17 protein-coding genes are annotated in these 15,084 nt (G+C 42.1%); all 17 read left to right on the plus strand.

The genetic code is table 11. The features are described from left to right. Window positions 1-221 precede the first annotated feature (221 nt). The 17 genes from VKA52_RS19465 to VKA52_RS19545 all read left to right on the plus strand — a co-directional run bounded on the left by VKA52_RS19465 (window position 222) and on the right by VKA52_RS19545 (window position 15,029). Window positions 222-716: a dihydrofolate reductase gene (locus tag VKA52_RS19465; protein ID WP_326316906.1), complete on the plus strand. Its 495-nt coding sequence runs from the start codon at window positions 222-224 to the stop codon at window positions 714-716. After that, complete coding sequence (mobA, locus tag VKA52_RS19470; RefSeq protein ID WP_326316907.1) at window positions 716-1,315, plus strand: molybdenum cofactor guanylyltransferase; 600 nt, start codon at window positions 716-718, stop codon at window positions 1,313-1,315. The genes VKA52_RS19465 and mobA overlap by 1 nt, the downstream gene beginning before the upstream one ends. A 133-nt stretch (window positions 1,316-1,448) precedes the next feature. Then, window positions 1,449-1,625, plus strand: coding sequence for a twin-arginine translocase TatA/TatE family subunit (locus VKA52_RS19475; protein ID WP_160913814.1), 177 nt, complete (start codon window positions 1,449-1,451; stop codon window positions 1,623-1,625). A gap of 49 nt (window positions 1,626-1,674) precedes the next feature. After that, entirely contained in the window at window positions 1,675-1,863 is a 189-nt protein-coding gene (locus VKA52_RS19480; protein ID WP_160913462.1) for a twin-arginine translocase TatA/TatE family subunit, read from the plus strand. Between the two features lie 111 nt (window positions 1,864-1,974). Continuing rightward, the gene (gene tatC / locus VKA52_RS19485) at window positions 1,975-2,697 is read left to right on the plus strand and encodes a twin-arginine translocase subunit TatC (RefSeq protein WP_160913812.1); all 723 of its coding nucleotides are present in this window, start codon (window positions 1,975-1,977) and stop codon (window positions 2,695-2,697) included. A 181-nt stretch (window positions 2,698-2,878) separates the two neighbouring features. Continuing rightward, window positions 2,879-3,097 carry a YozE family protein gene (locus VKA52_RS19490; RefSeq protein WP_160913460.1) on the plus strand — a complete coding sequence of 73 codons (219 nt, stop codon included), beginning with the start codon at window positions 2,879-2,881 and terminating at the stop codon, window positions 3,095-3,097. Window positions 3,098-3,112: 15 nt separating this feature from the next. After that, window positions 3,113-4,267, plus strand: coding sequence for an exonuclease SbcCD subunit D (locus VKA52_RS19495; protein ID WP_326316909.1), 1,155 nt, complete (start codon window positions 3,113-3,115; stop codon window positions 4,265-4,267). A gap of 1 nt (window position 4,268) precedes the next feature. Continuing rightward, complete coding sequence (locus VKA52_RS19500; RefSeq protein ID WP_326316910.1) at window positions 4,269-7,382, plus strand: SMC family ATPase; 3,114 nt, start codon at window positions 4,269-4,271, stop codon at window positions 7,380-7,382. Between the two features lie 177 nt (window positions 7,383-7,559). Next, entirely contained in the window at window positions 7,560-8,264 is a 705-nt protein-coding gene (locus VKA52_RS19505; protein ID WP_160913454.1) for a uracil-DNA glycosylase, read from the plus strand. A 44-nt stretch (window positions 8,265-8,308) separates the two neighbouring features. After that, on the plus strand, window positions 8,309-8,854 hold the full coding sequence (vrrA, locus tag VKA52_RS19510) for a VrrA/YqfQ family protein (RefSeq protein WP_326316911.1): 546 nt from the start codon (window positions 8,309-8,311) through the stop codon (window positions 8,852-8,854). 75 nt (window positions 8,855-8,929) lie between these two features. Further along, on the plus strand, window positions 8,930-9,910 hold the full coding sequence (gene msrB, locus VKA52_RS19515; RefSeq protein WP_442788868.1) for a peptide-methionine (R)-S-oxide reductase MsrB: 981 nt from the start codon (window positions 8,930-8,932) through the stop codon (window positions 9,908-9,910). 66 nt (window positions 9,911-9,976) lie between these two features. Further along, window positions 9,977-10,549 (plus strand): TetR/AcrR family transcriptional regulator, encoded by a 573-nt coding sequence (locus VKA52_RS19520; RefSeq protein WP_160913448.1) that lies wholly within the window; start codon window positions 9,977-9,979, stop codon window positions 10,547-10,549. A gap of 106 nt (window positions 10,550-10,655) precedes the next feature. Further along, on the plus strand, window positions 10,656-11,663 hold the full coding sequence (locus tag VKA52_RS19525) for an AbrB family transcriptional regulator (RefSeq protein WP_326316913.1): 1,008 nt from the start codon (window positions 10,656-10,658) through the stop codon (window positions 11,661-11,663). A gap of 104 nt (window positions 11,664-11,767) precedes the next feature. Next, window positions 11,768-12,367, plus strand: a complete 600-nt coding sequence (locus tag VKA52_RS19530) for an alpha/beta hydrolase (RefSeq protein ID WP_326317092.1) — start codon at window positions 11,768-11,770, stop codon at window positions 12,365-12,367. 70 nt (window positions 12,368-12,437) lie between these two features. Then, window positions 12,438-12,641 carry a DUF6501 family protein gene (locus VKA52_RS19535; RefSeq protein ID WP_089652517.1) on the plus strand — a complete coding sequence of 68 codons (204 nt, stop codon included), beginning with the start codon at window positions 12,438-12,440 and terminating at the stop codon, window positions 12,639-12,641. A gap of 161 nt (window positions 12,642-12,802) precedes the next feature. Further along, on the plus strand, window positions 12,803-14,398 hold the full coding sequence (locus VKA52_RS19540) for an amidohydrolase (protein ID WP_326316914.1): 1,596 nt from the start codon (window positions 12,803-12,805) through the stop codon (window positions 14,396-14,398). Window positions 14,399-14,480: 82 nt separating this feature from the next. Continuing rightward, a complete protein-coding gene (locus tag VKA52_RS19545) occupies window positions 14,481-15,029 on the plus strand; it encodes a histidine phosphatase family protein (protein ID WP_326316915.1) in 549 nt (182 codons plus the stop codon). The last annotated feature ends 55 nt before the right edge of the window (window positions 15,030-15,084 follow it).

A 15,084-nucleotide genomic window follows, 5' to 3' on the forward strand; every position in this document is an offset into this window, starting at 1 on the left:
GGTTTAAACTTGCCTTGAAGAGACACTGCAGCGTGGGATGTCTTGTTTCATGAGGGAGCATGGTGTATCTGACCCACTGAGGGCTAACCAATCGCTGATTGGCTGGAAGATTCTCTCCATCACCGATAGACCCTTGAACATCACAAAAATACCGAAAATAAAGTATTTCTAAAGACAGCCATCAATTTATAACTGTAAATCTTAAAGAAGGGGTGTTAAGGATGATTTCATTCATATTTGCAATGGACAAAAACAGATTGATTGGAAAAGACAATGATTTACCGTGGCATATTCCGAACGACTTTAAATTTTTCAAAGACACCACGTGGGGGAAAACCATCATCATGGGAAGGAAAACATTTGAGTCCTTTCCTCAACCTCTTCCAGAGCGGGAGCACATCGTTATAACCAGTAATAAGAATTACGACCGGGAAGGATGTACAGTGATTCACTCCATCGATGAGATCCTTAAGATGGAGCAAGATAACCCGGATAAAGAATGGTTTGTAATCGGAGGAAGTGTACTCTTTGAAAAAATGCTTCCTCATGCAGACCGTATGTATTTGACTTATATTGATGCAAGCTTTGAAGGGGACACATATTTTCCACAGTATGACGAATCTGAGTGGACACTTGTTTCTGAGACGAAGGGTCTGAAAGATGAAAAGAACCCGTATGACTATTATTTCCGTACTTACGACCGGAAGAGTTCCTAATGCAACAAAAGGATTTGTGTGGAGTGATTCTTAACGGGGGAGGATCGACAAGAATGGGGACCGCTAAGTCTTCTTTGGCTTTGGGTTCCATGACCTCATTGGAGTTGATTACCTCAACTCTTTCAATGGTGACTGACACCATCATAGTGAACCAGGATGAACCATTAAAAGAGCCTTACCCGGTCGTCGCAGACATTTATGAAGATGCAGGACCACTCGCTGGATTGCACGCAGTCATGAAACAAAGACCGGCCACCTGGGTTGTCATGGCTGCATGTGATACTCCTTTTGTCAGTAATGAGGTTTATCGTCATTTGATTCAAGAAGCGGATGATTCGGTGGATGCTGTCATTCCTGTTTACGAAGGACGCTTTCACCCCACCTCCGGGGTCTATCACATACGGATCCTGGACAAACTGGAGTCTTATTTGTCTCAAGGAGGCAGGAAAGTCCGGGGGCTTTTTGATCATATACAGATAAAGGAATTGTCCACTTTTCCTGGTATTGAGCAGGAGAATCTTTCTATGCACTTTTTTAATATGAACACACCAGAGGAATATGCATTAGCAAGGGATTTGTTTAAAAACTGGAAGAGGTAGAGACAATAGAATACAGAGCATGATATGATAGGAAAGAAGTAAGAGGGGAAGGAATTTTTGGTGAAGTTGTTTCTTTTCTTTGTCTACTCTTGTAAAATGAATATAAAGTACGTGTTGAAGGCGGTGAATGGACATGCTGTCAAGTATCGGAATACCAGGTCTGATTTTGATTTTGACGATTGCTTTAGTCATTTTCGGCCCGAAGAAATTGCCTGAAATCGGAAAGGCTGCTGGTGAAACGTTGAAAGAATTCAAAAACTCTGCTCGTGAGCTTACAAGCGACTCTAGTGAAGAAAAAACGAATAAATAACATAAGCTTAAAATTTTTCAAAAAGACATAACTAATGGAGTGATTGACCATGTTATCAAGCATTGGTGTACCAGGTCTCATTCTGATTTTAATCATCGCACTTGTCGTTTTTGGTCCTTCAAAACTTCCTGAAATCGGAAAGGCTTTCGGAAGTTCCCTTAAGGAATTCAAGAAAGCTACAGGCGACATCATGTCTGATGATGAAAGCAGTAAGGCAGAAAAGAAAACCAAAGAATAAAATGAATAGAGAAGGTGTAAGGGACTTTCCCTTGCATCTTCTTTTTGTCAGGCTCCTATCAGCCTGGAGGTGATTGTAGTGTCAGAAGAAAAAATAACTCAGGATATCGAAATGAACGTCACCGATCACCTGAGTGAGTTGCGAAAGCGCGTTTTATGGACGTTGGCTTTTTTTATCACTTTCTTCATTGTCGGCTTTATTTATGTTGAAAGAATACAAACGTTCTTCATTAAAGATTTACCGTTTGAATTGAATATGACAAGCCCGGGTGAGATCATTTGGATTATTTTCACCATTGCCAGTCTCGTGGCAATTGTAGGAACCTTGCCTATTTTGTCCCTGCAAATATGGCTGTTTGTCAAACCCGCCTTAACACCGAAAGAGCGCCGGGTTTCACTATCTTACGTGCCGGCGATCTTTTTATTGTTTCTTGCAGGGCTTACGTTTGGGTACATCGTATTTGTCCAGCTGATTCTCCCTTTTCTCTTGTCACTCAATAATGGAATGTTCAACGAAATTTATACGGTGGAGCGGTATTTTCGCTTTCTTTTCAGGGTAACGATTCCTTTTGCGGTTTTATTTGAGATCCCTATCATCATTATGTTCTTGACGAGCCTGGGTATTGTTAATCCTGTCTTTCTAGTGAAGGTTCGTAAATATGCGTATTTTATTTTAATCATTATCGGAACCATCATTTCCCCGCCGGATTTCATTCTGCAATTGGTGGTTGCGTTTCCTTTAATCCTTTTGTATGAGGTAAGTATTATTCTATCGAGGATTGTTTATCGTAAGAAGCTTAAAAATCACCAGGAATTCATGGAATCTGAAGATTAGATTGTCTAGAAACCAAAAGCGCGTGGAAAGGCCCAGAGATTTACATCTCTGGGCTTTTCATTTGGATTTTAGCTTATTTTTACAAAATGATTTGTTTTTCAGTTTTACAATATTATCTTTTGCTGTAAAGACCGTAACATGATAAAAATAATGTAGGAATATGCGAGGAGGAACAAGACTGATGAGATCTTTTTATCACTATATGATGAGATACAGAGGGAACAAAAGGAATAACGAAGAAAAACAACTCGCTGAATGGATGTTCGATGACCACAGCTTCCCAAAGCAGGCAAAAGCTTATGATGAAATCAGTTCCTATTTAGAATGGAATGCACCTTTTCCATCTGCTTTATCTGTTTTCGATCAATTATATGAGAAATACAAAATAGAAGAAGAATAAAAGAGAGGTGGATCCATGAGAATTTTACACACGGCTGACTGGCATTTGGGGAAAATCGTGAACTATGTACATATGACGGAAGACCAACGCTACATTCTTCAACAATTTGTGGAAATTGTAGAGAGGGAAAAGCCGGATGTCATTATTATAGCAGGGGACCTCTATGATCGCTCCATCCCCCCGAAGCAAGCGGTGGAATTACTAAATGAAACGTTGACGACGCTCATTAACGACTTCCAGGTCCCGGTTCTTGCGATATCGGGTAACCATGACAGTCCCGATCGGTTGAATTTCGGCAGCCAAATGTTTAGAAAACAAGGCCTGTTCTTAGATACGAAATTACAAAAAGAGCGGGATCCTGTCACCTTATACGATGAAGACGGTCCTGTTCATTTTCATCTCATCCCATATGTTGAGCCTGCAGAAGTGGCGTTTGTATTTGAAGATCAAAAGATTAAAACCCATCAACAGGCAGCGGAAGTTCTGATCAAGGATATCAAGCAACGCTTTAACATGGATGATCGCCATGTCTGGGTCGGCCATTCCTTTTTAGCAGGAGGAATGGAATCGGAATCGGAAGAGCGCCTGTCTATGATTGGCGGGAGTCCTTATGTTGATGCCCGGTTATTCCAAGTCTTTTCTTATGTGGCTCTTGGTCACCTTCATCAGCCCCAAAGAGTGACGGAAGATTATATAAGGTACAGCGGATCAATTTTGAAATATTCGTTTTCTGAAGTGAATCACGCGAAATCTGTGACAAGGATTGATATGGATCAGGATGGATCGTGTGAATGGGAAAAGATACCGCTTACACCAATAAGAGACTTCCAAGTCATCGAAGGGTATTTTGAAGACTTGCTGGCTGGAGAATCCGCTGAAAATCCGGAAAATTATTTGCATGTCCGCCTCTTGGATGATGGCCAGCTCGTAGATCCCATGGGCAAATTACGCAAAGTTTATCCGAATATCCTTCATTTGGAAAGACGGAGATCAAAGACAAATTTACAAATGGAAGAACTGCAGGAAGTCAAAAAGCGACAGAAGCTTTCACACGCAGACCTCTTTGCTTCTTTTTATGAAGACATTAAAGGGGAATCTATTCCACCTGAACGGAAAGAATTGATTGAACAAGCCATAGATAATCTAAGGAAAGAAGAGAGGGGGAAATAAGATGAAAGCACTCACTCTTACCATGGCTGCATTCGGTCCTTACCGTCATAAGCAGATAGTGGATTTTACAACTTTAGGTGAAGAATCGATCTTTCTTATCACTGGACCTACCGGGGCAGGAAAGACAACGATTTTTGATGCCATGTGTTTTGCCCTGTATGGCCGTGCAAGCGGAAGCGATCGGGACCAGGATTCGATGCGGAGTCATTTCGCAGATCCAGGAGAACCAACCTATGTAGAATTCACTTTCGAATTACGGGGGAAAACGTATCGCATTGTAAGAATGCCAAAGCAGATGAAAAGGAAAGAACGTGGGGAAGGGTGGAAAGAAGACCCGGCCCGTGCCGATTTCTATATCATTCAAGGTGAAGAAGAGAAACTGGTAGCATCTAAAATTAAAGAAGTGAACGAATACATTGAAGAAATCCTCGGCCTTGATTATGAACAATTTCGAAAAATGATCATGATCCCACAGGGTGAATTCCGAAAGTTAATCTCTGAAAATAGTAAAGAGAGAGAGGAAATCCTTCAACGTATTTTCAAAACGGAGTTCTTCGCAGAAGTCACTGATTATTTTAAGAAACAGTCGAAGGAACTACAAACGGAGATCAATCAATTTGAGTGGAAAATTTCTCAGGAGAAAGAGAGAATCGTGTGGGGGGAAGAAGCTGACGCTGATCTCGAAAATGAGGAACTCTCAAAAGTACGAAAACGATTGAATCAAAGGATCGACCATCAGAAACAAATGGTTTCTGATGAAAAAGCTTATGCGGATCAACTTCAGCAAACCACAGACCACATTCAGAACCAGTACTTCGAATCAAAGCAGCTCCTGGATCTTTTTGAAGAAAGGGATCGGTTATCCATAGAGCATAAGAAGCTCGAAGAAAATTCAGCGGCTATCAAAGATTTGGAGAATGAGCATTCCTATGCCAAGAAAGCAGCGGAAGTACGCCCATATGAAAAACAATACGAGGAAAGACAAAGAGAACTTGACCAGCTCCTTTTGAATCAAAAGGATAGAGAAGAAACATACAATCGCGTGAAATCGGCGTTTGATAAGATACAGGAAGAATATGTGAAGAAAGCCGATCAACAAGAAGATCGTGACCGTATGAAAGAGGCCTGGCAACAAAAATTAAGAGAAAAAGAGCATGTACAAGAATTTTTAAAGAAAAATCAGGGGCTGGAGAATCTTGAAAGGGAGATAGCCAATAATCGTCGTTCTTTTTCTGATTTTCAGGAAAAGGAACAAAAAATTCTTCAAGATAAGAAGTGGATGAAAGAAAAAGTGAAAGGTGAAAGGTCTTTAAGAGAAGCAGCTTATGAGAAAAAGCAATCCTATCAGACCTCGCAACAACGAAAGGAAAGGGTGGAAAGATTATCTAAAGAATGGCTTCAGTTAACTAAGCTACGCACTCAATATCAGTCTGTTTCCAAAAACTATCAGGAAAAAAAACAAAGGTTACAGAAATTCAAAGAGTCGTATGAAAAAGCGTTGGATGACATTAGGAAACACCACGCTTATACCCTATCCTTGCATTTAAATGATGGGTCACCTTGTCCGGTATGCGGCTCAACTGAACACCCTGATGTGGCAGGGAAACCAGAAGGTGTGCTGAATGAAGATCAGGTGGAACAGCTGAGGGAGCGTCACAAGGAGGCGGAGCATTACTTCGAGAAGGCACAGGACGAATTGATCCAGGTAAAGTCTGACGGGGAAGCTCAACGTCAATTGACAGAGAGCATCTGGAATGATTTAGACATCGAGCATGAACTTTCTGAAGAGATGATTGAAAAAGAAAGACAGCATTGCTCTCATGAGATGAGAAAAGTGCTTGAGGAGTATAACAAGCTTAAAGAGAAAATAGAGGACATTCAATCCACGGAGAAAAAATTGGACGAGATGGATCAACAGTTGGAATTCTTGCAAAACCAAAAAGAGACGCTACAGCGAACAATCAATGATCAGCAGCAGGACCAGACCAAACGAAGAACAGAGTTGGAATCACTGAAAGAAAATGTGACTTCTACGAGTGTTGATCCTGAAGAATTAGTGAAAGAAGCAGCAAGTCTCGAAAAGTCATATAAAGAAGCAGAGGAAAATTGGATAGAAATACAAAGCTTATATCAACAGAAACGGGACGAATGGCAGAAAATCCAAACAGCAGTAGAAGAAGGAAAGAACTATTTGGAGCAGGCACAAAAAGCTGCAGAACAGCGGAAAACAGAATTTGATCAAACGCTTGTTCAATTTTCTTTTGACTCGATTGAAGCCTATCGATCGGCCATTCGAACACCTCAAATCATGGAACAAATGACGAACGAAATTCAGCAATACAAGCAACGGGTGCAAGTCGTTAATGAGCGGTTGCAAGAATTGAATCAAAAGTTAGAAGGAAAAGAAAGACCTCAGCTACAAGCTGTTCATGAGAAATTGGAAAAGATGCAAGAAAAATTAAACGAGCAGCTGGAAATGGTCAATCATCTCAACGTTTCGCTTCAACAAAATGAATCCATACAAGAAAATATCCGGCGGCTTGTAGAAGAACAAGGAGAACTGGCCGCGAAGTATTATGATATTGCTGAGCTCGCTCAAATTGCGAACGGAGACAATCATTTACGCCTCTCTTTGGAGAGGTATGTGCTGGCTTCTTATTTGGATGAGATCCTCATACAGGCCAATTTACGCCTTGATCAGATGACAGACCACCGATACCAGCTCATCCGAAGTGATGCTATAGCTAAACGGGGTGCTCAAAGTGGACTCGATCTTGAGGTGATTGATCATCATACAGGACAACAGCGATCAGTAAGAACACTTTCAGGTGGGGAAGGTTTTAAAACCTCTTTAAGTTTAGCTCTTGGAATGGCTGATGTGGTTCAGGCGCATGCCGGCGGGGTTCAGTTGGACACATTGTTCATTGATGAGGGGTTCGGTACATTGGATGACCTTTCATTAGAACAAGCGATTGGCTGCCTTAGAAGTTTACAGGACGGCAACCGAATGCTCGGAATTATTTCCCATGTCCAGCAATTAAAAGAGGAAATTCCAGCGAAATTGCAAATCGATGCAGGCCCTGAAGGATCAAAAGTGGAATTTGTCTTTCAATAAATAACAAATATTTCCTTATTTTCGGATACTCTTATACGAAAAGTGCCAATATTCAACAGCACTCTCCAATTTCTATGTCCCATACAGAAAATGAAGAAAGATGCCTGTCATATTTTGCGCTTGCCCGGGAAATATCTGAGGTTTTAAACGGGAAATGATCAAGGAGGAGGTGTTCGGATGATCCAACCAGCCAATGATTGGGAAGGTCTTCTGAACGAAGAGTTTAAAAAAGATTATTTTAAAGAATTACAGAGTACTGTCGAGACGGAATACAAAATCAACGCCATCCAACCTGCTTATGATGAAGTTTTCCAAGCCTTACAGTCGACACCTTATGCGTCAACCAAAGTAGTCATTCTTGGACAGGATCCTTATCATGGTAAGGACCAGGCACATGGGCTCAGTTTTTCAGTTCGACCTGGCAACCGCATTCCACCCTCCCTGCGCAATATTTACAAAGAATTGAAGGAGGATCTAGGTGTACAACCCCCGGACCATGGCTCTCTTCGTTCTTGGGCAGAACAAGGGGTCCTACTTTTAAACGATGTATTGACAGTGAGAGAAGGGGAAGCCAATTCTCACAGAGGGCTGGGATGGGAGACATTCACCGATGCAGTCATTCAATCATTGAATGAAAGAAAGAAGCCAGTGGTCTTCTTTTTGTGGGGAAAGCATGCACAAAAGAAAGGCGCTTTCATCAATCGAGAAAAACATCTTGTACTGACTTCCTCTCATCCTAGTCCCTTTGCTGCTCATAGAAGTTTTTTCGGAAGCCGTCCTTTTTCGCAGGCGAATAAGTTTTTATTAAAAAATGCAATGGATCCGGTGGATTGGTCGTTACCGCCTGCGAACATAGAGACAGGAGCCCAAACCAGTTCATAAAAAAGGCATATGCTAGAGTATTCTAACGTTTCGGAGGGGTTTTTATGTTTCCGACAGGTCAACCGCCTTTCCCTCCTATGGGCCAATTCCCAGGATTTCAGCAAGCTGCACCGCAAATGATGCGTTCGATGGCACCGTATATCAATGCGGGAAGCCGGGGATTCGGCGGCTTTGGGGCTCCGGGCTTTTTAGGGAATACAGGGTTCGGCTCTGGACTCTCTGGGCTCCCGGGAGTTCTCGGTGGAGGTGGAGGTACTGGTTTTGGGGCGCAGGCTCTTGGTGCCGCAGGGACAGCTGCAAAAACTGGAGGAGCTGGATGGCTTGGGCACATGCAGACGGCACTGAAAGCTATGCAATCGGCAGCACCTATGATGCAGCAATACGGGCCGATGCTGAAAAACATTCCTGCCATGATTAATATGATGAAAATCATGAACGAACCAGATGATGATGATGATGAGAGTCTGGTACCATTAGACGAAAGCAGCAGCAAACCGTCTGTTTCAGAGGACTGGGAATCCACAAGTGTGCTTGATAAGAAAGAAAAAAAACGTTCTCAAGGTGCATCACAGCCTAAATTATACATTTAGGCTGTGCATGTAGCTTGATTTTTTTTGTAGAGTTAGCAAAAATAAGTACATATCCAAATATAAAAATGAAAACCGATGCCTTTAGGAGGTTATATATTGAGTACACAATTGGAAAATGCAACATTCGCAGGAGGATGCTTCTGGTGTATGGTGGAACCCTTTGATGAACGCCCTGGAATCGAATCCATTGTATCAGGCTACACAGGCGGGCATACTGAAAACCCGACATACATGCAGGTAATCACGGAAGAGACGGGTCACAGGGAAGCCGTACAGATCACTTTCGATCCCGCCATTTTTCCTTATGAGCGGCTGGTTGAGCTGTTTTGGCAGCAGATCGATCCCACTGATGCTGGAGGTCAATTCGCTGATCGAGGGCACTCCTACACAACAGCCATCTACTATCACAATGAGAAACAACGACATGTGGCTGAGAAGAGTAAAGAAGAGCTTGCAGCATCTGGGAAATTCAAGGATGCGATTGTTACAGAAATTCTGCCGGCTGAAACGTTTTATCCTGCCGAAGATAAGCACCAGGATTATTATAAGAAGAATCGTTTTCATTACAAACGGTACAAGAAAGGATCCGGTCGAGCTGATTTCATTAAAGATCGCTGGAGTTATGAAAAGGATCAGGAAGATCTGAAGCAACGCTTAACCGACATCCAGTATAAAGTCACGCAGGAAAATGCGACCGAACGCCCCTTTCAAAATGAGTTTCATGATCATGAAGAAGAGGGCATTTATGTGGATATTGTTTCAGGCGAACCCTTGTTCAGTTCTAAGGATAAGTATGATGCAGGCTGTGGATGGCCAAGCTTTACCAAGCCTATTGAAAAACAGCAGGTCAAAGAAGAAGTTGATAGATCTCATGGAATGTTCCGGACGGAAATCAGAAGTGATCGAGCGGACTCCCATCTTGGCCATGTGTTTGAAGATGGACCGAAAGATCAAGGAGGGCTGCGTTACTGTATAAATTCTGCTGCCTTGAGATTCATTCCTAAAGACGATATGGAAGAAAAAGGATATGGTTATTTGACGTACCTTTTTCAATAAACCTCTTCGAATGCCCCTCTCAGCTTTGATGATGATATAATGGAGGAAGCTTGAGGAGGTACCGAATTGGGAAGAAAAAGAATTCTTACAAAAGAGGAAATATTAAAAGAGACAGGGGCTCTGCTCAGGAAAGAGGGGATCCACGGGGTCCATTTCAAAAAACTTTCGACGGAGCTCCAGGTGAGCAGAAGCACCCTCTACGAATATTTCAAAAATAAGGAAGACCTCATTCTATCCTATATGAGAAACATGATGGAAGAGATGACCCAACAAATTGAAGCGATTCCGGAAGAGGAAGAGCCAAATAAAAAGCTATACAAGCTTTTGTTTATTTTTCTAGATCATGCAGAAACCCATCATATCGATCAAATGATCCGGGAACTGCAGAGCAGCGATCATACCCTGGCTCTGTTCTATCGTACAAAAATCCACGAAGACCTCATGGGAACGTATGACCAAATGTTGGACTGGATTGAGGCTGCGAAGCAATCAGGGATATGGAAAGAGGATATTGAAAGCGAAATGGTGGCTGATCTCATTTTCCACTCCATATTATTTCCCACGAGGCAAAAATACGGAGTGGAAAAAATGGCAGATCAACTCTTTGAAATGATCGAAAATGGCGTGAAAAACAAATAGGTAAACCGCTTCCTCGTTGGGAAGCGGTTTATTGTATTTCTGTTATTCGTTCGCTTTTATCATTCGCGAAAGGAGCGGTGTCCGCCTTATGCCTTCCAACATAATAATGACCTATTTGATCGCATTCCCGGGAGGCCTTTTGTTTAATTTCTTACACATGCCCATCCCATGGATATTAGGACCGGTTGTATTTGTTGTCCTCGCTAAATCCTTTACGATTTTAGATTCTAAGACTGTACCAGTAGCAAAACACATGGCCTTTGTTCTCCTGGGAATTCAGATAGGTCTAACGTTCAGTGCTGAAACATTCCGTTCGATCGGTCCTTATCTCTTTCCTTATACCGTCCTTACATCAGTCATGATCGCCACCAGCTTATTAGCCGGATTGTACATTGCCAGGTTTGGGGCTGTAGATAAAACGACTGCCCTTGTAGGAAGCTCTCCAGGCGGGCTGTCAGCCATGATTGCCGTCAGCGAATCTATGAAAGGCAATAGCGCGCTTGTTACAATCTTCCACACCTTACGTTTAATCAGTGTTCTTTTTATCATTCCATTTTACGTAACCCATGGAAATTTCGCTGTTTCAACAACGGTTGTTGAGGGTGTAATGGAAGAGATGAATCATGACTCTATGTTTACCCTACCTTTATACTTGGCAGCGGGTTTCATTGGGTGGAGGATGAGGGCTTGGGTTCCGGCTGCTCTTGTCATTGTTCCTATGCTTATGATCGGTTCACTACAGACATTGGGTGTCCCCTTCTATCCTTTACCGGAAATACTTTTTACGCTTGCTCAGTTTTTTATTGGAACATACCTGGGACACACTGTATCGTTAAGCGAAATTGTTTCAGCTGGAAAGACCTGCTTAGCTTTTTTAGCTTTGGCTATTTCTATGATTGGGATAGGAATAGGGATGGCTTTTTTATTAAGCTGGTGGACGACTATGGATGTAAAGACTGCTGTTTTGGCTCTAGCCCCTGGTGGGCTTGTAGAAATGTCTATCACGGCTGAACAAACGGGTGGCGAACCAGCCATTGTTAGTTCTTTACAGACGATTCGTCTATTAATGATTGTCCTGTTTCTCCCCTGGTTGTTCAAGAAACTAAGAACATGAGTTTTGACATTATCTCGAATTAAAGATAAAATAAACGTAGCAAATGATAGTTTCTCATAAAAATATTATGTAAATTATAATGAAAGGAATGAAGCACAATGAATATGAAGCATATCTTCCAAAAAGGAAATTCAGCACGCACTTTGTTGCTTCTTCATGGTACAGGCGGAACAGAACAAGATTTGCTTCCTGTAGCTAAGATGATCGACCCTGATGCATCTATCCTGTCTGTAAAAGGGAATGTATCAGAGAATGGGATGCCTCGTTTTTTTAAACGATTAAGAGAAGGTGTCTTCGATGAAGAAGACTTAATTGAAAGAACGGATGAATTGAATAATTTCCTTGCTGATGCAAGTAATGAGTATGGATTCGATCGTAAGCAGGTCATTGCTGTCGGGTATTCCAATGGAGCGAATATCGCGGGAAGCCTTCTTTTTCATTACGAAGGAAGTTTGCGAGGGGCTATGCTGTTTCACCCGATGGTTCCGAGAAGAGGCATTGAAATTCCTGAACAATCAGGACTTCCTGTTTTTATCGGCGCTGGTGAAAATGATCCCATCTGTCCAGCTCAAGAAACAAAAGATTTAGAGGAGTTATTAGCGGCGGCTGGTGCGAATGTAACTGTCCATTGGGAACGTATGGGGCATCAATTGACAGAAAGTGAAGTAAGGGCAGCGGCCGAGTGGTATAAAGATCAATTTTAATCATCTGTTATATTGAGTCATCCCTTCGTTCATTGTATGATAGGTACACAGAAACCAAGGAGGATGCTCTATGATTCACAAAAATTGGGAAAACAATGAAACCATCAAACAAATTGAATGCGTTCATAACGATGCAAAAAAATTCGTTGTGAACAATGTACTGACTCCAGGCAAAGTATATGATGTGAAAAACGAAAGTGAAGAGTTTTACTTTGTCATTGATAATTCCGGCCGCATGGGCGGTTTCTATAAGGAATATTTCAAAGAAGTGTAAATGATCAAAAGCCAGGGATGCGTTCCCTGGCTTTTTGTATGGTTAAAAGTATGCTGTGAAGCTCTTAAAAGATCTTCCCTATAGGGATTTGTTCCCATGTTTATTTAAAAGATGAAGTGGGGTAATGGTAATTAGAAAATACTTGAAAGGAAGAGCATGCCATGATTTTGGATAACGTTAGAATCTACCAGCCCTATCAAACCTATGAGAGTGACCGCACTTATGCGATTAAAGTAGAAGGAGAGAAGATTGAGGCCATCTACGAGTCACCTTATAGTGGAGAGGAGGATGTCATAGATGGGAGGGGACGTGTCCTTTCTCCTTCCTTTAGTGATAGTCATATGCATCTGCTCCGTTACGGGTTGTTAAAAAAAGAATTAGACCTTACGCAAGTGACGAGCTGGGAAGAAATGAAGGCTGTTGTTGAGAACCATTATGATGAACTAGAACAATACGACTGGGTTTTCGGAAAAGGTTTCAATGATGGAAACTTTGACGATATCGACCACCTTTTAACAGCAAAAGACCTGAATGAAATCCAAGTGAATGCCTATATGTACTTCATGCATCAGGACGGCCATGAATGTGTCATCAGTGAACAAGCGATGGAACTATTGAAAGAAGAAGAGAATTTCAAAAAAGAACCGGATGAATTTAAAGAAAAAGATGAACATGGAAATTGGAATGGCCGTTTCAAAGATACAGCGGTTCATTACATTAAGCACCATTTTTGGGGACGCTCGACGGAGGATGCAAAAAAAGCCTTAAAGAAAGCTCTGCCTCATTTGAACGAATATGGCATCACATCTGTCCATACAGATGACATTAACTTTATCGGGTCCTATAAGCGGTTGTGGCAGGCATATACAGAATTGGAACAAGAGGAAGAACTGCCGATCGATGCCCAGCTTCACCATTACGTATTTGATATCCAGGATATGAAGACCTATTGTGATGAAAATGATCACCGTACCGGTCAGGGGACACCTCGAGTAAAGGTCGGGTCTTTCAAAATTTTCCTAGACGGTACTCAGCGCCTTTATACGGCAGCTATGAGGAATCCTTATCCCATTCAACCAAGTGAGAACGGTCGTTTGATTTATACTCAGAAACAGCTCGATGAAATGGTTAAATATGCTAGCGACAATGATATGCAGGTCGCTATGCATGCGATCGGCGACCGGGCTGTTGAGCAGGCAATTACGGCTCTTGAAAAATCAGGAGAAGCTACTAAACGCCTAAGACACAGGATTATTCATGCCCAGACACTAGCTCCCGATTTGATTGCCCGGTTGAGAGAGTTGAAACCTTATATTGAAACACAACCTTCTTTCCTTCTGGATGAGTGGAGCGAGAAAGGGAAATGGACACCAGAAAGTCTTCTACCTTACTGTGATGCTTTTGAAAGCCTTTTGAAAGAGCACATTCCAATAACCTTAAGTTCTGACCTGCCCATCGGTGCATTGAATCCGTTTACGACCATGTTTACGGCTGTGAATCGAACAGATCTTAACGGAAACCCTGAAGGAGGATGGATGCCTCAGGAAAGGTTAAGTGTAAAGGATTCTTTCCTTGGATTTACAAAAACTCCAGCAGAGCTTGAATATAAAGAAAAGGAAAAGGGTAAAATAGAACCTGGTTATCAAGCCGACTTTTTAATACTAGATAAGCATCCCGAGGAAATAGAACCTGAAAAGTTGAAGGATATACAAGTACTGGAAACATGGCACAGAGGAAAGTGCGTCTATCGGAAGTGATGTCTTCTGCAACTTTCCTTGTCAACACTCGTTCCATCAGCCATAATGGACATAAGTGATGGAAAGGGGAGGATGGGTAGCAATGGAGAAATTATTTTTAGTGCGTCACAGTGAAACGGAAGGTCAACATGAAGATTCCCCACTAACAAAGACGGGCATCAGACAGGCCCAAATGCTTGCGACTTTTTTAGAAAATTACGGTCATAACATCGATCGTATCTTATCAAGCCCTTATTTACGGGCGATTGAAACGATCAAGCCTTTCGCCAGAAAAAATAATGTGACCATCGAAATGGATGAACGTTTAGAGGAGCGTGTCCTAAGCCATGAACCACTGGATGATTGGGAAGAAGTCCTGCATGATACGTTCGTCGACCCTGAACTGAAACTAACGGGAGGAGAATCCTCTTCTGAAGCGAAAAAACGTGTCCTTTCGCTGATTGATGAACTTGAAAATGAGGATTGTGGAAACGTTCTCCTTGTTACTCATGGGAATTTGCTCGCCTTATTATTGCAGAAATATAACCGTGAAATCGGTTTTTATGAATGGAAGCGTCTCTCCCGTCCAGATGTTTTTCTTGTGCAAAAACAAGGAGGAGAATATACAGTCGAACGAATTTGGGAAGACTGATTCCATTCTTCCCCTTTCTTTTTTCGTTCGATGCGAAAAAGGTCGAACCACTACG

The sequence above is a fragment of the Halobacillus sp. HZG1 genome, assembly GCF_035818575.1.
GTDB lineage: Bacteria > Bacillota > Bacilli > Bacillales > Halobacillaceae > Halobacillus > Halobacillus litoralis.